The organism is Hymenobacter miniatus (genome assembly GCF_016427455.1).
Lineage (GTDB): Bacteria > Bacteroidota > Bacteroidia > Cytophagales > Hymenobacteraceae > Hymenobacter > Hymenobacter armeniacus.
Map to the genome: position 1 here is coordinate 656,800 of NZ_JAELXR010000001.1, position 16,279 is coordinate 673,078.

Annotated in this window: 12 protein-coding genes and 1 tRNA gene; 3 read left to right on the forward strand and 10 right to left on the reverse strand. The window is 64.4% G+C overall.

Features of this window, described 5'->3' with window-relative positions:
* Window positions 1-159 precede the first annotated feature (159 nt).
* On the forward strand, window positions 160-756 hold the full coding sequence (locus tag JAO73_RS02890) for an Hsp20/alpha crystallin family protein (protein WP_198975647.1): 597 nt from the start codon (window positions 160-162) through the stop codon (window positions 754-756).
* 99 nt (window positions 757-855) lie between these two features.
* Here the strand turns inward: JAO73_RS02890 and JAO73_RS02895 are convergent, their stop codons facing one another.
* The 8 genes from JAO73_RS02895 to JAO73_RS02930 all read right to left on the reverse strand — a co-directional run bounded on the left by JAO73_RS02895 (window position 856) and on the right by JAO73_RS02930 (window position 13,189).
* On the reverse strand, window positions 856-1,074 hold the full coding sequence (locus JAO73_RS02895) for a PID-CTERM protein-sorting domain-containing protein (protein ID WP_233168641.1): 219 nt from the start codon (window positions 1,072-1,074) through the stop codon (window positions 856-858).
* 103 nt (window positions 1,075-1,177) lie between these two features.
* The gene (locus tag JAO73_RS02900; RefSeq protein ID WP_198975648.1) at window positions 1,178-4,759 is read right to left on the reverse strand and encodes an endo-1,4-beta-xylanase; all 3,582 of its coding nucleotides are present in this window, start codon (window positions 4,757-4,759) and stop codon (window positions 1,178-1,180) included.
* Window positions 4,760-5,059: 300 nt separating this feature from the next.
* Window positions 5,060-6,736 carry a T9SS type A sorting domain-containing protein gene (locus JAO73_RS02905; RefSeq protein ID WP_198975649.1) on the reverse strand — a complete coding sequence of 559 codons (1,677 nt, stop codon included), beginning with the start codon at window positions 6,734-6,736 and terminating at the stop codon, window positions 5,060-5,062.
* Between the two features lie 141 nt (window positions 6,737-6,877).
* The gene (locus JAO73_RS02910; protein ID WP_198975650.1) at window positions 6,878-8,974 is read right to left on the reverse strand and encodes a M13 family metallopeptidase; all 2,097 of its coding nucleotides are present in this window, start codon (window positions 8,972-8,974) and stop codon (window positions 6,878-6,880) included.
* A gap of 153 nt (window positions 8,975-9,127) precedes the next feature.
* Window positions 9,128-10,888 carry a M56 family metallopeptidase gene (locus JAO73_RS02915; protein ID WP_198975651.1) on the reverse strand — a complete coding sequence of 587 codons (1,761 nt, stop codon included), beginning with the start codon at window positions 10,886-10,888 and terminating at the stop codon, window positions 9,128-9,130.
* Window positions 10,889-10,890: 2 nt separating this feature from the next.
* Window positions 10,891-11,259 carry a BlaI/MecI/CopY family transcriptional regulator gene (locus tag JAO73_RS02920; protein ID WP_190927005.1) on the reverse strand — a complete coding sequence of 123 codons (369 nt, stop codon included), beginning with the start codon at window positions 11,257-11,259 and terminating at the stop codon, window positions 10,891-10,893.
* Between the two features lie 175 nt (window positions 11,260-11,434).
* The gene (locus tag JAO73_RS02925) at window positions 11,435-11,866 is read right to left on the reverse strand and encodes a hypothetical protein (RefSeq protein WP_198975652.1); all 432 of its coding nucleotides are present in this window, start codon (window positions 11,864-11,866) and stop codon (window positions 11,435-11,437) included.
* Window positions 11,867-11,932: 66 nt separating this feature from the next.
* Complete coding sequence (locus JAO73_RS02930) at window positions 11,933-13,189, reverse strand: TCR/Tet family MFS transporter (RefSeq protein WP_198975653.1); 1,257 nt, start codon at window positions 13,187-13,189, stop codon at window positions 11,933-11,935.
* Between the two features lie 204 nt (window positions 13,190-13,393).
* Between JAO73_RS02930 and JAO73_RS02935 the strand changes: the two genes are divergently transcribed.
* Together JAO73_RS02935 and JAO73_RS02940 are read left to right on the forward strand one after the other, a co-directional pair.
* The gene (locus JAO73_RS02935) at window positions 13,394-13,588 is read left to right on the forward strand and encodes a hypothetical protein (protein WP_190927011.1); all 195 of its coding nucleotides are present in this window, start codon (window positions 13,394-13,396) and stop codon (window positions 13,586-13,588) included.
* A gap of 121 nt (window positions 13,589-13,709) precedes the next feature.
* Window positions 13,710-13,782 (forward strand) — tRNA-Met (locus JAO73_RS02940).
* Window positions 13,783-14,249: 467 nt separating this feature from the next.
* Here the strand turns inward: JAO73_RS02940 and JAO73_RS02945 are convergent.
* Together JAO73_RS02945 and JAO73_RS02950 are read right to left on the reverse strand one after the other, a co-directional pair.
* The gene (locus tag JAO73_RS02945) at window positions 14,250-14,720 is read right to left on the reverse strand and encodes a hypothetical protein (protein ID WP_198975654.1); all 471 of its coding nucleotides are present in this window, start codon (window positions 14,718-14,720) and stop codon (window positions 14,250-14,252) included.
* The gene (locus tag JAO73_RS02950) at window positions 14,717-16,171 is read right to left on the reverse strand and encodes a phytoene desaturase family protein (protein WP_198975655.1); all 1,455 of its coding nucleotides are present in this window, start codon (window positions 16,169-16,171) and stop codon (window positions 14,717-14,719) included. The genes JAO73_RS02945 and JAO73_RS02950 overlap by 4 nt, the downstream gene beginning before the upstream one ends.
* Window positions 16,172-16,279 lie beyond the last annotated feature (108 nt).

Consider the following 16,279-nt stretch of genomic DNA (forward strand, 5'->3'; position numbering starts at 1 on the left):
CTGCGCCCTACATGACGGAGGATTTGACGTGAAAAAGTGGTTGTACAGTTTAGTATGGATGTTTTTTGTGAAACACGCCATTTTCTCGATTCGTAAAAAGCCTCGTGTCTGGCCAGACATTGTTCTTTTCTTTTGTTTCACCTTCACACGTTTTGTGTCATGGCTATTCAGAAGTATCAGGACTCTTTCGGCGACATGATGCCGCAGAGTTTTTCCAGCATGCTCGACCGGTTTTTTCAGGATTCGATGGCGGGACGGGGCCGGGTAAGTGCTTTCTCGCCCCAGGTCGATGCTTATGAAACCGAAAAGGGCTACGAAATCGAAGTTGCCCTGCCCGGTCTGAAGCGCGAAGACATCAAGGTGGACTTCCACCAGGGCCGGCTCACCGTTTCGGGCGAGCGGCAGTTCAAAAGCGAACAAAACGACCGCCGCTACCACATCGTGGAAAGCTCCTACGGCTCGTTCAACCGCTCGTTCCAACTACCCGACACCGTAGAGCCACGCCAGATTCAGGCTACCTTTGAAGACGGCGTGCTGCGTGTGACGGTGCCCAAAAACGAGGAGAAAACCATGCGCCACCAGATTCAGGTGCTGGGCGGGCAAAGCGGCACGCAAAGCCCGGCCAGCGGCCAAATGTCGGAGCGCCTCGGCCAGCAGGCCACCGACGTGCCCGTGCAGAACGCCGAGCATCCAGGCACTGGCCGCGGCGCTACCGGCAAGCAAGCCAAAAATCAACCGCAACCGTCCATGAACTAGCACTGAAACCGCGGTTTGTGCGCGTTTTGTACTGGTAGTATATAAAAAACCCGCCTTGCGTGATGCAGGGCGGGTTTTTTGTGCTGTTGGGGCGATGGCTTAGGTGCGGCGACGGTCACGCAAGCGCTTCAGCCCCAGGCCTACGCCAGCGGCCAGTAGCAACGAGGCGCCACCGTCGAGCGGCACTTCGGCGGCAGGAGTTCCGGGCGTGGGGCCGCCACTGCCCGGGCCCTGGGCCAGCGCCCGGGAGGCGGTGCCGGCCAGCAGCCAGCACGTGGCCGCCAGCATTGCGGCCCGCCAGATGGTATTGTTTTTCATGTCGAAAACGGGTGAAAAGGTAAGGAGAAATGCCATGACGGCCCGGGTAAGGCCGCCAGCCCTTCACGAAAAATGGTGGCTGGCGGCCGGTGGGCGGCAGGGTTTAGTCGATGGTCAGGCGCTTGCTGATGGTGCCGGCGGCTGTTTGCAGACGCACCGTGTAGATGCCCGGGGCCAGGCCGGGCAGCGCAAGCGGCCGCAGCAGCTCGGTGCTGGCGGCCAGCGTCTGGCGCAGCACGGTTTGGCCCAGCGTGTTCAGCAACGCCACTTCCACGGCCTGGGCGCTGAGCGCGGCGGGCAGGGCCAGCGAAACGCTGCCATGAGCCGGGTTGGGAAACAGCGCCACCTGCTGGCTGATGGCCGCCGGGGCAGTAGCCAGCACGCGGTTTTGGGTGATGACCAGCGTGAAGCGGCCGGCAGCGGCCGGGCCAGCCGTCAGGTTCACGGCGTAGCCTGTGGCCTGGCTCAGGTCGAAGGAGGCACCGGTCTGAGCGTCGCGCAGGTAGGCGTAGCGGCCGGCGGGCAGGTTTAGCAGCTCGGTGGCGCGCAGGGTGTAGGCCCCGGCTTGCGGTGCTTGCACACGCAGCGGCACGTTCACGTCGGCGGCGCCGAGGGCCGGCAGCGCGTTGATGGACAGCAGCTTGGTGGCGCTGAGCTCAGCGGCTAGCACGGGCACGCCGCCGGCCGTGAGCTTGTAGGCATCGGCCGTGGCATCGAAGCCGGCCGTGGCCCCGCTGCTGAAGGTGATGACCGCCTCATCGGCCGGGCCGGTAGTGCCGCGCAGGTCGAGGCGCACCAGTGGGTCGGTGGCCGCGCTGCCGCGCTGGAACACGGGGCTGGTGTAGGTGGTGGCGCGGGCCGAATTAGCGAAGTTGATGGCGCCCGGCGTGGCCACCGAAGTGGTGCGCACAAAGAAGCCCTGGGCCACGGGCAGCAGGTTGGTGCCGCCGTTGGTGCTGGCGCCGCCGCGCACGTAGCTGGCGTAAGTGCCGGCATAGGGCCCGCTGGAACGGAACACATACACGGCTGCATCGAGGCCGCTGGTGCTCACGGCTTCCCAATCGAGCGGGGCCGGGTAGGGGTTTCCCAGCAATTGCCAACCCGACTCCGGCTGCGCGCTGCGCGTAAGGCCCGTGCGGCTGATGCTGCCATTATTAAGCGGGCCCACAAAATCCACGAGCTGCGTGCCGCTCAGGTTCACGGAGTAGCCTTGGCCGGGAATCAGCGCATCGCCCAGCGTCGTGGGCGATTCCCAGCCGTAGTCGAACGCGCTGGTGGTGGGCGCGGCCGAAGCAAACAGGCGCGAGGAATTGTAGCCAAACACCGTCGGGAAGGGCGTTACCGTGTTGCCCACCGTGTTGTAGTTCGAGTTTACCACCGGCGTGAAGCTGGACGTAGCCAAATCGGCCACCGTGCTGCCGCTCACCGGCGGCGCGTAGTGCCGGTAGCCCAGGCCCGGGTTGGTGGGCGCGATGTAGCGCTGCACCGTGGCGTTGCCTACCACGGCGCCGCTGGTGTTCACCACCATTGCGGTGCCTGCGGCGTCCGAAAGCAACGTGAACGTGCGGCCGTTGGTGGTGAGGTTGCCCGTCAGCGTGAGTAGCTGGCGCACGCTGGCCGGAGCGGCTAGGTTGGCACCGGCCGCGCCAACGGCCAGGTTCTGGAAGTTGGACGGGCTGGTGCCGCCAATGGTTTGCGCCGCCGCGCCAGCCAGCGCGATGGTGCCGTTGCCGCTGCCGGCCAGGGCGCCGCCGTTGTTGGTGAAGTTGCCGGTCATGGTGAGCACACTGCCCGGTGGCGTGGTAAGGCTGGCGCCGCTGCCCGACAGCGTGACGCTGCGAATGGCCTGCGCCCCGCTGACCACGGGCTGGTTGGCGGCGTAGCTGGGGAAGAAGGCATCGTCGGTGGCCAGGGGCACGGCGTAGGCGGTGGCCGATGATACCAGCGCGTTGGCCGGGGCACCGTTGTTGGTTATCCAGTTGCTGGCGGTGCCCCAGGCGCCGCTGGTGTTGCCGGTCCACATGGGCCCGGTGTAGGCGCCGGCCACGTAGGTGCGCAGCCAGGCCAGGGCCGGGCGCTCGGTGTTGTCGGCGTTGGCCAGGTTGGCGCCCTGGGCGGTGCGCCAGTGGCCCACGCGGTAGCCCCACATGGTGATGCCGCGCACGGCCGGGTTTTCCCAAAACAGCGGAAAAATGCGCTGGTAAGCGGCCAACTGGTCGGCATCGGCCAGGCCGTCGAGGTCGAACTCCGTCACGTACAGCGGCAGGTTGGGCGCGGCCAGCGTGGCCATGTTGGCCTGAATGGATGCCGACGAAGTAGTGAGGAGCGAGAACGAGTGGCCCTGAATACCGATGGCATCAATCAGCCCGCGGGCCTTCAGCAGGTTGGCGATGGTGACGTAGGTAGCGGCCCGGGCGGGTTCGTTTTCCACGCTGTACTCGTTCAGCATCAGCTTCGCGTTGGGAAAGTACTGGCGGGCCAGCTGGAAAGAAGTAATTACCCAGTCCCAGCCGGTGGCACCGCTCCCGCCCAGCGCGTCGATGTAGCCGCCGCAGTCGGCCGCGCCGGCGCGCACCACGGGCGGTTGGTGGGTGGGCTCGTTCACCACGTCGATGAAGTCGATGCGCTTGCCCGCGAAATGGTCGCGCACGGCCGCAAACCACTGGTTGATGGCCGTCAGCTGGTCGGCCTGCGATAGGCCGACCAGCCAAGTGGGCTGCTGCGTGCCCCAAATGAGCGTGTGAAAGCGGAACGGCCCGCCCGTGGCCACGGCCTGGGCGTAGGCGGCGTCGGCCTCGGCCCAGTTGTAGTTACCGCGGGTGCCTTCGGCCACGCCCCACTTGCCGCCGTTTTCGGGCGTCACCGCGTCCCAATAATTGCCGAAAAAGGGTGCCTGCTGCGAGCTGTAAGCGCAGCCCAGATACTTGGGCTTGCCCGTGGCGAAGGGCGCGCCGGTGGGCGTGAACGTGACCGGCGGCGTGGTAGAACCCTGCGCGCCAGCGTCGAGGTTGGCCACCGTGAAATACAGTCCGCTCTGCCCAAACACGAACTTGTCAAAGTCCAGCCCGTCTTCGCGGGCCCCAATCTGGAAGGTTTGGGTGAGGCCGCCGGCCGGCACGGTGTACGTCACCAGCGCCGCGCCGCCAAAGCTGTACTTCGAAATGTTAATCCATTTCCAGACGCCGGTGCCGGCCCCGCCGCCCCCGTCCACCACCTGGGTGGCGCCGGTGTAGCCGATGTTGAAGATGTTGTTGGCGCTGGTCCAGTCGGCGGCAGTGGTCGGGTTTTTGGTGCCAAAGGTTTTGCCGTAGTAAAAGCTGTCGTCGTTGGCGCCGGCGCTGCCCACCCGCACGCGCACGTACAAGTCGTAGGTGCCCGGGCCGGGGAAGGTGACGGTGTAGCTCAGCACGCGGTTGTCGGTGGCCGGGGCCGAGCCGCCCACCCCGCCGCCGGGCGAAGTGGGCGCGGTGTAGGCGCTCACGTCCGTGAGCGAGGTGGCGTAGGTAACGGCCGGCGTGCCGGCGGTGCGGAAAGCCCAGTCGCCCTGCGCGGCGCCGCTGATGGCCGCCCCGGCCGAAACGCCGGTTTCGGCCTCAAACGGCACCGGCGCGTTCTGGGCCGAGAGGCTGAGGTGGCCGCTGAGAGCAGCCGCCACCGTAAGAAAAATGCGTTGAAGTTTCTTCATAGGAAAACAGGTTTGGGTGGGATAGTGGAAAGAAAAACCTGACGCTGAGGGCCCTGTTGGCACCAGCGTCGGATTAAAAGTATATCCCGACTTTCCGGATTAAATGCCTGTTTTTCTACTGAATAGACAAGATTTTTATCGGCAACGATTGTGATAGTTACACAACCGTTGCCGATAGATGAGCCAGCACAAAATTTTATAAGTAGTCTGGTAGCTCCGCAGTTTCCATGACAGCAAAAAGGGCTTCCGCGGCAGCGGGAGCCCTTCCCAAAACCATTAAAGCGGTGCCGGCTCGTTGGGTTATTCCACTACGAGGCGCTGGGTGCCAACGGTGCTGCCCGCGCACGCGCGCACGGCGTAGAGGCCGGAAGCAAGTCCAGTCAGGCCCAACTCAACGCGGGTGCCGGGGACGGCCTGCCAACTGCGCACGGTGCGCCCCATGGCGTCGAGCAGGGTGAGCGTGGCCGAAGCAGCGCCGGGCAGGGCCGGCAGTTGCACGGCAGCCGTGGCGCTGGCTGGGTTGGGTGCCAGGGCAAAGCGCAACGTGCCCTGTGCCCCGGTGGTGGCCGTGAGAGTGGGGTCGGTGAGGGAGGCCAGGAAGCCGGATATAATACCCGAACCCGTGATGGTATAGCTTCCAAAGGCCGCCGGCGGACCGAAATTGCCAGCTACGTACACCTGCGTACCACTTGCCGCCACTGCCGAGCCTTGGTCATTGAATATGCCGCCCGCTTGTTGGGCCCAGGCAAATGCGGCGTTGTTGCCGTTGTCCTGCAGCTTGGCAACATACATATCGGTGTCCCCAGCCGTAGTGAGCACCGTGCCGCCAAAGTCGGCCGTTGGACTATCAATAATGCCCGTCAGGTACATACTGTTCCCGGATGCCATCGACAGCGACATGGCGTAGTCGTCGTAGGGGCTGCCAGCCCGCTGCGCCCACACAAAGCTGCTGCCAGGGCCGCTATCCGTGAGCTTGGCGATGAAAATATCGGTGCCTCCTGCCGTCGTCAAGGATGCGCTGCCGAACGAAGCGGATGGAAACCCAAACCTTCCGGCCACATACACACCGGTGCCGCTTATGCTGATGGCCGTGACCTGGTCGTTTCCGGTTCCTCCGGCACGTTGCGCCCACACAAAGTTGCCAGCAGAAGCAGCATCCGTGAGTTTGGCCACAAAGGCATCCTGCCCGCCGGCGTTAGCGACGGTAAGGTTGCCAAAAACGGTTGAGGAGCCGAGAAAGAAGCCCGCCACATACACATCCGTGCCACTCACCGCAATGGCCGTTGCATAGTCGCTGCCTGCACCGCCGGCTTGCTTGGCCCATGCAAAACCGCTGGTAGTGCCAAAATCGGTCAGTTTCGCAACAAACACGTCGCTCCCCCCAGCACCGAAAAGGGTAACGCTGTCAAAGCGGGCGAATGATGAGAAGGTACCCGTGGTGTAAATAGCTGAGCCATTCACGGCGATGCTGGTCACAATTCCGTCTGTTCTCTGGGCCCACGCAAAAATCGTCGAATTGCCAGCGTCGATAAGCTTGGCAATGAATCCGTTCGCATTTCCGGAATTGGTTAACTGCGTGGCCCCGAAATTAACTGTCGGGCTGCTGGAGCTGCCCGCCAGGAAGATGCTTGTTCCGTTTACAGCTACTTTGCTGGCCGCGTCATCGGCGGTACCCCCCGCGCTCTGGGCCCACACAAAACCCCTTGTAGTGTTGTTCCACTTAGCGACAAAAACATCTTTTCCCCCGGCGCTGGTCAGCGTCGTGCTGCCAAAGGTCGCCGTCCCGGAAAAACTCCCTGCTACATAAACGTTGCCGCTCCCGTCAGCAGCCATTGTTTGCACGTAGGAGTTGGGGCCGCCCGCCGCCACAGCCATCTGCCAGGCCGGGGCCTGGGCCCGCGCCGCCGGCCCCGCCAGCCACAAAAGAACTAGCAGCGCCGCCGGCCAGCCGCGCCACAAAGAGAAGAAGTGCTTCATGGAAAAGAGGATAAGGCACGCCATGGGTAGAATGCCGACCTAAATATAGCGGCGTAAAAAAGCCCCGATGCACGAGCATCGGGGCTTCGCGTTCAAAGGGCAGTTAAGCAGAGCGAGGCCGCGGACTGTGGGTCCGCGCTACTACCAAATCACCGCCCGCTGGGCGGCTGGGCGTATCATCTTATCACCCTCCTTGCACCCGAAGGCGGCCTGAAACTGCGGCATGTTCATGAGCGGGCCAATGGTGCGGTACTGGCCGGGCGAGTGCGGGTCGGTGGCAATTTGCTGGCGCAGGGCTTCGGGGCGGATGTTCTGGCGGCGCAGCTGGGCCCAGCTCAGGAAATAGCGCTGCTCGGGCGTGAAGCCGTCGAACTTCGGGCGCGGGCCGTTGCCGTAGCGCTGCTGCAATTGCTTCTGCAGGGCGCCGTACACCACGGTCAGGCCGGCGAAGTCGGCCAGGTTTTCACCCATCGTCAGCTGGCCGTTCACGTGCACGGAGTCCAGCGGCGAGAAGGCGTCGTACTGCCGGCCCACCACGGCCGCGCGCTTCGTGAACTCGGCCGCGTCGGCCGGCGTCCACCAGTCGCGCAGAGTGCCCTCCGAGTCGTACTGGCGGCCCTGGTCGTCGAAGCCGTGGGTCATTTCGTGGCCCATCACCCCGCCAATGGCGCCGTAGTTGATGGCGTCGTCGGCTTTGGGGTCGAAGAAGGGCGGTTGGAGGTAGCCGGCCGGAAACACGATTTCGTTCATCGGCGGGTTGTAGTAGGCGTTGATGGTGGGCGGCGTCATGCCCCACTCGTTGCGGTCGATGGGCTGGCCCAGGTGGGCAGCCTCGCGGCGGCGTTCCCACTGGCGGGCGGCCAGCACGTTTTTGAGGTAGCTCTCGCGGGTGATTTTCAGCGTCGAATAGTCCTTCCACACGTCGGGGTAGCCGATTTTCACGCGCAGGGCGTTCAGCTTCTTCAAGGCTTCGGCCTTGGTGGGGGCGCTCATCCAGGTGTTGGTCTGGATGTGCTCGGCCATGCTGGCCTTGATGTTGTTCACCATTTCCAGGGCCTTGGCCTTGGCTTCGGGGCTGAAGGCCTGGTCGACGTACAACTGCCCGAAAGCCTCGCCCAGCGTCTGGTCGGTCACGGCCTGCATGCGCTTCCAGCGCGAAGCTTGCTGTTTGGCGCCGGTCAGGGCCTGGTTGTAGCGGAAAGAGGCGTCGGCAAATGGCGTGGGCAGGGCCGCCGCCGACCCACGCAGCAAGTGCCAGCGCAGGTAGGTCTTGAGGTCGGGCACGCTCTCGGTCTTCAGCACGGCGTTCACCTCGTCAAAAAACGCCGGCTGCCCGACGATGATTTCCTGCGCTTTGCCCAGCTGCAAGCCGGCCAGCAGGCCCTTGAGGTCGAGCGCCGGGTAGCGCTTCTGGGCAGCCGCCACGGTCATCTTGTTGTAGTTGGCTTGCGGGTCGCGCAGTTCCACCGGCGTGCGCGAGGCCTTGGCCAGGCGCGTTTCGATGCGCTCTACGGTGGCCGCGTCGAGCTGGGCCACCGTGGGCGCGGCCCCTTGCAGGCGGAACAGCTCCTGCATGTAGGTGCGGTAAGCCGTTTTCACCTTCTCGGTCCGGGCGTCGGTTTTGAAGTAAAACTCCCGGTTGGGCAGCGTGAGGCCGCCCTGGTTCATCTGCACGGCATATTGCGAGGTGTTTTTCTCATCCACGTCCACCCCGATGCGGAACAGCACGCCGAGGCCCAGGTCCTGCAAATGAATGATTTCGGCGCGTAGGGCGGCCGCGTCGCGCACGGCCGCCACGCGGTCCAGCTCGGGCTTGAGGGGCGCGATGCCGGCCCGGTCGATGGCGGCCGTGTCCATGGCGGCGGCGTAGAAGTCACCCACCTTCTGCAGGTTCGAGCCGGGCGTGGCGTTGCGGTTGGCCGCCGCGTCCTCCAGAATCTTGCGCAGCAGGTCCTGCGTTCGGTTGCCGAGCAGGTTACGCGGCCCCCAACTGCTGGCGTAGCTCGGCACGGGGTTGTTGCGCAGCCAGTTGCCGCCCGAAAATTGGAAGAAGTCGTCGCAGGGGTTCACCGTGCGGTCGAGGTCGGCCATGTCGAGCCCCACGCCCTTGGGGTAGGTTTCGGTGGTCGGGGCAGGTGCGGGCGGCGTGGCGGTGGCCACGGTAGCAGGCTTGGTGCCGGCGCAGCTGGCCAGGGCCAGTAGGGCGGCTGTGCTGGCCACAACGTATCGATTGTTCATAGACGCAAAAAGGAGTGTTACACTGATGCAAAAAGCTCCTAAAGAAAGCAAATTGCGGCCGGGGCTGCATCTCGGCAAACACTAAAAAGCCGCTTCCGGTAAAGGAAGCGGCTTTCGCAAAGAACAACCAATGCCCGTCGTCTGGTGGGGCTGTTATTTCAGGTAGCTGGTGTACGACTCCGAGATGAACTGGCCTTGCGCGTCGAAGAGCAGGTAGGCCGGCCGGCGACCCATCACAATATTGGCCTGGTAGTGCGAGGGGGTGGCGTCGGCTGCCTTCACTTCGCTCACGCCCAGCAGGCGGGCGGCCGGGTAGTGCTGCGTGATGTAGGCCAGCGCTGGCGCAGCCAGGTAGGGCACACTGGCGGCCGGAGCCGGCGGTGAGGCCGCAATGCCCAGCTTCTCGTTGAATGCGCGCACTTCGGGCGCGTCTTGGCGCTGCTTGGTGGTGATGACCACGACGCCTGCCGCGCCCGCGTTACCCGCCAGCTCCCGCGCTTTTTCGCCCTTGAACACGTTGACGGAGGCAATGGCGTCGGGGGCGACGTTCGCCAAGCCGTCGCGGGTGACCTTGCCGTCTACGTAATACACCGGCGGCGGTCCGCTGGGCTGCGAAGCCGCCGGCGCGGCGCTCGACGCAGGCGCCGACGCGAGGCGAACCCCTTGCACAGTCCGAACCGACGAGGGTTGCCCGGCCGGACGGCGGCGTGCGGCGGGCGCGGGCACCGGGCGTGTGGAGGCGGCCCGGGCTTCGGCCGCGGCCACTTTTTGGTTGAAGGCAAGCACATCGGGGCGGTTCTGGTTCTGCTTCGAGGTCATGACCATCACGTATTCGTCCTGCGGATTGCCGGAGATTTTGCGGGCGGCTCCGCCTTTCAATGCCACCATAGACGCCACATTTTCAGCGCCGAGTTTAAGCTCATCCGCGATGGAACTCACCTTGCCGTCGAGGTAGTGGGTAATGTGGTAGTCGGTGGTGTGCTCCCGGTCTGGTTGAGCCGATGCTTCGTGGGCCGCCACCGGCACCACCGGTCCGGCGCCCTGCGCCCGCGCGCCCGAAAAGCCCAGGGCAGCAGCCAGCACCAGCGGCCCGGCCACAAAATAGCGGGCCAACTGCCCGGTCGAAGAAAGCGGTGTGTTCATCATGGCAACACGGTTTTTGAGGGTTGGAAATGTGAAATGCGAAACGAGGGCCGGGCCCGGCTGTGCCTGGCTCAGGCGCAGCAGGCTGTATTGGTAGGCGCGCCGGTCGAGGCCCGACTGCAGGGCGGCGTGGTCGGCCAGAAATTCGAGGTTGTCGAGCAGGGCGCGGCGCAGCAGCCACGCCGCCGGGTTGCACCAGGCCGCGGCCTGGGCCAAGTGGGCCAGCAGCACGTCCAGCGTGTGCCAGTGGCGCACGTGCACCTGCTCGTGGCGCAGCACGGCCGCCAGCTCCGGGGCAGGGTGACGGGCCGGGTTCAGGTAAATGGTTGACCCAAACGAGAACGGGCTGACGTCGCCGGGCAGCACCCGCACGGCCGCACCGCTCACCACCGCCGGCCGCGAAAGGCGCAGCAGCCGCGCCAGCGACAGCAGCTGCACCAGCAACCGCAGCAGCCCCAGGGCCACGCCCGCAACGTACACGGCCAGTACCACGGCGTTCCAATCAACGGGCGCGGGGGCGGTAACTGGCGATAAGCCGGCTGCTGTGGTCACCTCCGGCAGCACCAGGACCACCGGCACCGCCGCCACCGGCGGCAGCAGCGCGGGCACCGGCAGAGCCGGGTACACCGCCGAAAACAACAGCGCAAACAGGAGGTAAAACCGATTCAGCGTGAAAAATGTGAGCCGGCGCAGCAGCCCGAAATAGGCCAGTGCGAAAAGCAGCAGCGCGCCGTTGGCCTTCAGCAGATACAGGAGCGTGGGCGACAGCATGGCTACTCCTCCTTCTTGCTTTCGATGAGCTTGATAATCTCCTGCAGCTCTTCGGCGCTGATTTTATTGTCTTGCGCGAAAAACGACACCAGCTCCTTGTAGGAATTCTGAAAATGCTGCTTCACCAGCGTGCCCAGGGAGCGGCGCTGGTAGTCGTCGGCCGACACCACGGGCACGAAGCGGTAGGAGTTGCCCAGCTTTTCGGCGCGCACGTAGCCTTTGCGCTCCAGGTTGCGCAGGGTGCTGGCCAGCGTGGTGTAGGGCGGGCGCGGCGCGGGCAGCTGGTCGAGCACGTCTTTCACAAAGCCGCCGGCGGGCAGCGGCCACAGTACACGCAGGGCGTCTTCTTCGGGTTGGGTGAGGCGTTCCATGAAGTCGGGGAGCTAGCTGATTACGATGATGTCGTAAAACTACGAAACTTTCGTAATTGTCCAATGACTTGGCTGGAAATAGGTTGCAATGAGAATGAAAAAAGGCCTTCCCACGGATTGGGAAAGCCTTTTTCGGTAAGAAAAATATTGCTGAAGCAGTGCGATGCTTGCCGGCCTAGGAACCCACTTTGTCGGTCTGCTGAATCTGCAGCCAACGAATGGCCGCGCCCTCATCACCAAAAAACGAAATGGCGTAGGGCTTGTCGTCGTAGGCTTCGGCCGACACGTAGCCCGGCTGGTTCACAATGGCGTCGTGCAGCGCCGGCCCCACCAGATAGGCCACATACAGCCGCCCGTCGAGCCGCCGCGCCATGTCCGGAAAGAACTTGGTCAGCAGCCACTCGGTCGTCGAGGGGTCGTTGAGGGTGCGGCGGCGAATGTCTTGCAGCCAGAAGCGTGCCCTGTTGTCCAAGGCCGCGTCGGTCATTTGCTGGTACACGGCCGGCAGCTCGCGCGGGTCCGGCTGGTAGCCCCAGCGGCCCACCAGTATGTCGAGGTCGTCGCGGTAGGTGAACTCAATGAGCGGCGCGGGAAGGTCGGAAGTCATGGGCAACAGTCGGTCTGGCGCAAGGTACACGGCCGGCGGCACATGGGGGTTGTCTTGCTCGGGGCCTTAGTGAGCCGGCATGGCATCGGCCGGCGCCGCGGCCACTTCCACGGGCGGGTGCCGCCGAAACGAGCGCAGGGCCAGCCCCGCGCTGGCCAGCGCCATCACCGCCCCCAGCACAAACGGCGCCCCCGGAAAATGCACCGGCGCATCCTCGCGGGTGAAGTAGCGGAACAGGCCCGTCATTAGCAGCGGGCCCACCACGCCGGTCACGCTCATCAGGCTGGTGAGGGCGCCCTGCAGCTCGCCTTGTTCGTTGGCCGGCACTTGGCCCGAAATGGTGCTTTGCAGCGCCGGCCCCGCGATGCCGCCCAGGCAATAGGGCGCCAGAAACGCCAGCATCAGCCAGCCCCGCCAGGCAAAGGCAAACAGCACAAAGCCCACCGTGTAGCACAGCAGCCCCACCACAATGGCCCGCGCCGCGCCCAGCTTCGGAATGGCCACGCGCACCAGCCCGCCCTGCACCAGGGCCGAAAACAACCCGATGACGCCCAGCGAAATGCCCACCATGCCTTCGCCCCAGCCAAATTTCAGCTCGGTGTAAAACGTCCAGACCGACTGCACCGACGAGCCCGCCAGGTAAATCAGCACCAGCGAGGCCACCAGCGCCAGCACCGCCGGGTAGCGCTTCAGCCGCAGCAGCGAGGCCACGGGGTTGGCCCGGGCCCACTCGAAGGCCCGGCGCTTGGCCGGCGCCAGCGACTCGGGCAGCACCAGCAGCCCGTACAGGAAGTTGCACAAGCTCAGGGCCGCGGCCACCATAAACGGCGTGCGGGCGCCAAACCCCGCCAGCAGCCCGCCCACTGTGGGCCCGATGATGAAGCCCAGGCCAAACGCCACGCCCACCATGCCAAAGTTCTGGGCCCGGTTTTCGGGCGTGCTGATGTCGGCGATGTAGGCCGTGGCCGTGGTGAAGCTGGCCCCCGTGATGCCCGCCACCACGCGCCCCACAAACAGCCAGGCCAGCGTGGGCGCAAAGCTCAGAAAAATGTAGTCGAGCCCCAGCCCAAGCAGCGCGGCCAACAGCACCGGCCGCCGCCCCAGCTTGTCGCTGAGCCCGCCCATCACCGGCGCAAAGCAGAACTGCGCCCCGGCGTAGGCAAACGTGAGCCAGCCCGAATACACGGCCGCCTGGCTCAGCCCCTCGCCCGTGAGCTGCCGAATGAGCGTGGGCACCACCGGAATGATGATGCCGAGCCCGCTGACGTCAATCAGTAACGTAACGAAAATGAACCCAAGGGCAGGCGAGCGCTGAGACGGCATAACACAAATGCTAAATACGATAGCAAAGATGGCTGAATAAACTGGTATTTCGGAGCCCTGCCAGTGCTAGCGGCAGTCCATAAGTAGCATGGGAGCAGGGGTATTTCGGCGCGGTGGCTATCCATTTGCAGGCCATTGGCGTATGAGGCGCAAGTCCCGGCCCGTCCGGGTTTCCCTCCGATTTTACCTCATCCCTCTTTTGCCATGAATCAGAAACGCACTTTTGGCAGCATTCTCACCGTGTTGGGCATCATTGGCATCATCATCGGCGCCCTCGCTTTCCTGGGCGTGGGCGGCATTGGCCTGAGCAAGATGAACTCCATCGTCCCGTTTGTGGTGGGCCTCATCTTCTTTTTTGCCGGCATCAACCTGGTGAAGACCACCGGCGACCGCGCCTAGCGCAGGCAGGCACCTAAAAAATTATTTCCTGTCCGCTAAGGCGTTATCAGCGCTGGGCAAGAAATATGAGCCAAATAATTGACATCCCAGAAAATCCCCGTACTTTTGCAGAACCAAACAGTGCGGGGTGGAGCAGTTGGTAGCTCGTTGGGCTCATAACCCAAAGGTCACTGGTTCGAGTCCAGTCCCCGCTACCTAAGAAAAGGCCGTTTCCAATCAGGAAACGGCCTTTTTCTTTTCCCAAGCATTAAGGGACACGGCCTCATTCAAACACACCGGATTCGAGGGAAAGATGGTCAATCAACGACCTTACTTGTCCTGCACCGCGACTGGAGGCGCCACCGCCGCCGTGGAAGAATTGGGGCGCACCCACCCGCTGATTTCTTGAAAATCGCCGCTTTCAGTTAGCCCTCCGCCCATTTGGGTGGTTTTCTGGTACCCAGTGTTGAAATAGTAGCGGCCCGACTGGGCGTAGTAAATTACCAATGCCTTGGCCCAATTGCCGATAAGCTACGGCCGAACGATGCGGTGCAAAAGCCAGGCGAAGCTGTTGCAACTGGTGAGGCCGAGGGTTTAGTGTAACGCGGAGCTGTATGGCCCCGTCTGTGTCGTCGAGCACGGGCAGGGTGGCTGCAAATGCAGCGGCCTCGCGATGAACGTCTTACAGCGGCACACTCCGCTGGCCGGGGGCCGGCCCCGGCGTACTCCCGGTCACCGGTTTTGTGGCCGTTGCTCCCACCGGTTCGGCCGCGCCTTTCTCCTCGGGTGGGCACACCCATTGCGTTACTTTGCTGCCGCGCTGCACAGTGAGCACACCGGAATGGGCCTTCTTGCGGAGGAGGTCGCCGTGCTTCAGGTACACGTTCAACTCCAAAGTATCAGGGTTATCGTTGGCTGCTTCGGCCGGGGCCGCGGCTGCCACAAAGGCACTTACATCGTACTGGTTTTTGGTATGGCCGTCAAAGAAAAAGCTGTGGTAGCTACGGCTCTGCATGTGCCCCGTCACGCGGGCATTTACCGCCGTATCGTAACCGATGACGATGCGCGGGAAGAACAAGCGGCTGCCATACGGGATGGCCAAGTAAAAAAGCAGGGCGATGGCCCCCAGCGCGAGGATGTAGGCGGGTCTCATGCCGCCAAGATACCGGGCAGGCGAACGTTAAACACGTCGGCCAGGGCGCGGCGCGCGGCGTGGTAGCCGCACATGCCGTGCACGCCCCCGCCGGGCGGCGTCGACGAAGAGCACAGGTAGAGCCCCTTGGCCGAAGTTTGGTAGGGCGACAAGCGCAGCACCGGCCGCGTGAACAGCTGCCCGATGTCGAGCACGCCGCCGTTGATGTCGCCGCCCACGTAGTTGGGGTTGTGGGCTTCCATCTGGGCGGGGCCCATGGTGTGACGGGCCAGAATGCGCTCCCGAAAGCCCGGCGCAAAACGTTCCACCTGTTGCTCAATGGCCTGGGTCATGTCGCGCGTGGAGCCGTGGGGCACGTGGCAGTAAGCCCAGGCCGTATGGCGGCCCGCCGGCGCCCGTGTGGCGTCAAACAGGCTTTGCTGGGCCAGCAGCACGAAGGGCCGCTCGGGGTGGTGGCCGTCCCAGGTGAGCTGTTCGGCGTGGGTGATTTCTTCCAGCGTGTTGCCGAGGTGCACCGTGCCCGCCCGGCTGCACTCGGGGGCCGTGAAGGGAATGGGCTCGGCCAGGGCCCAGTCAATTTTAAAGACGCCCATGCCGTAGCGGTAGCGCGCCAATTGCCACTTGTAGAGCGACGACAGCTGCTGCCCCGCAATGGCCAGCAGCTGCCGGGGCGTCACATCGAGCAGCACCGCGTGCGCCGACGGCAGCTGGCTCAGCGACTTGACATACACCCCCGTTTCGACCTGGCCGCCCAGCGATGTGAAATAGGACGTGAGCGCCGCCGCAATTTGCTGCGAGCCGCCCCGGGGCACCGGCCAGCCGCCCACGTGCCCCAACGCCAGCAGCACCAGCCCAATGGCCGACGTGGCCACGCTGCTCAGCGGCAGTTGCGCGTGCGCCGCCATGCCCGCCCACAGGCCCCGGGCTTCGGGGGTGGTGAAGTAACGGTTGGCCAGCAGCTGGGCCGGCAACAAGCCTTTCAGGCCGAAGCGGGCCATGGCGAGCGGGTGCGCTGGCAAGCGCAAAGGCCCCAGGATGGCCGGCGCCAGGGCCCGCCAGTCGTTCACCACGGGGGCTATCAGTTGGCGGTAGGCGTCGGCGTCGGCGCCGAGGGCGGCGGCGGTTTCGGCCAATGAAGAGTGCAGCGCGGCCGCCGTGCCGTTGGCGAAAGGATGGGCCGCGGCCACCGGTGGGTAAATAAATTCCAGGCCGTGGGCCGCCAGCGGCAGCGTGCGAAAAAACGGCGACTCGGCCGCCAGCGGGTGCACCGCCGAGCAGATGTCGTGCTTGAAGCCGGGCAGCGTCAGCTCGGCCGTGCGCAGGCCGCCGCCCACCGTGTCCTTGCCTTCGAGCAGCAGCACCGACAGCCCCTGCTGCTGCAGCGTGATGGCGGCGGCCAGCCCGTTGGGACCCGAGCCGACCACAACGGCGTCAAAATCGCGCTTGGTCAAGGGATGAGGGTAAAGGGTGATAACAGAGAATCAGGCGCTACAGCCTGGAATTAATGCCGTCCGTCATGCTTCGACAAGCTTAGCATGACGGACGGCATTAAATAACGC

What these genes read in the sequence shown, in the direction of transcription:
- JAO73_RS02945 (WP_198975654.1), bottom strand. Translation starts at nt 14,720, where the DNA reads ATGAGACCCGCCTACATCCTCGCGCTGGGGGCCATCGCCCTGCTTTTT.
- JAO73_RS02900 (WP_198975648.1), bottom strand. Translation starts at nt 4,759, where the DNA reads ATGAAGAAACTTCAACGCATTTTTCTTACGGTGGCGGCTGCTCTCAGC.
- JAO73_RS02915 (WP_198975651.1), bottom strand. Translation starts at nt 10,888, where the DNA reads ATGCTGTCGCCCACGCTCCTGTATCTGCTGAAGGCCAACGGCGCGCTG.
- JAO73_RS02910 (WP_198975650.1), bottom strand. Translation starts at nt 8,974, where the DNA reads ATGAACAATCGATACGTTGTGGCCAGCACAGCCGCCCTACTGGCCCTG.
- JAO73_RS02925 (WP_198975652.1), bottom strand. Translation starts at nt 11,866, where the DNA reads ATGACTTCCGACCTTCCCGCGCCGCTCATTGAGTTCACCTACCGCGAC.
- JAO73_RS02905 (WP_198975649.1), bottom strand. Translation starts at nt 6,736, where the DNA reads ATGAAGCACTTCTTCTCTTTGTGGCGCGGCTGGCCGGCGGCGCTGCTA.
- JAO73_RS02890 (WP_198975647.1), top strand. Translation starts at nt 160, where the DNA reads ATGGCTATTCAGAAGTATCAGGACTCTTTCGGCGACATGATGCCGCAG.
- JAO73_RS02935 (WP_190927011.1), top strand. Translation starts at nt 13,394, where the DNA reads ATGAATCAGAAACGCACTTTTGGCAGCATTCTCACCGTGTTGGGCATC.
- JAO73_RS02920 (WP_190927005.1), bottom strand. Translation starts at nt 11,259, where the DNA reads ATGGAACGCCTCACCCAACCCGAAGAAGACGCCCTGCGTGTACTGTGG.
- JAO73_RS02895 (WP_233168641.1), bottom strand. Translation starts at nt 1,074, where the DNA reads ATGAAAAACAATACCATCTGGCGGGCCGCAATGCTGGCGGCCACGTGC.
- JAO73_RS02930 (WP_198975653.1), bottom strand. Translation starts at nt 13,189, where the DNA reads ATGCCGTCTCAGCGCTCGCCTGCCCTTGGGTTCATTTTCGTTACGTTA.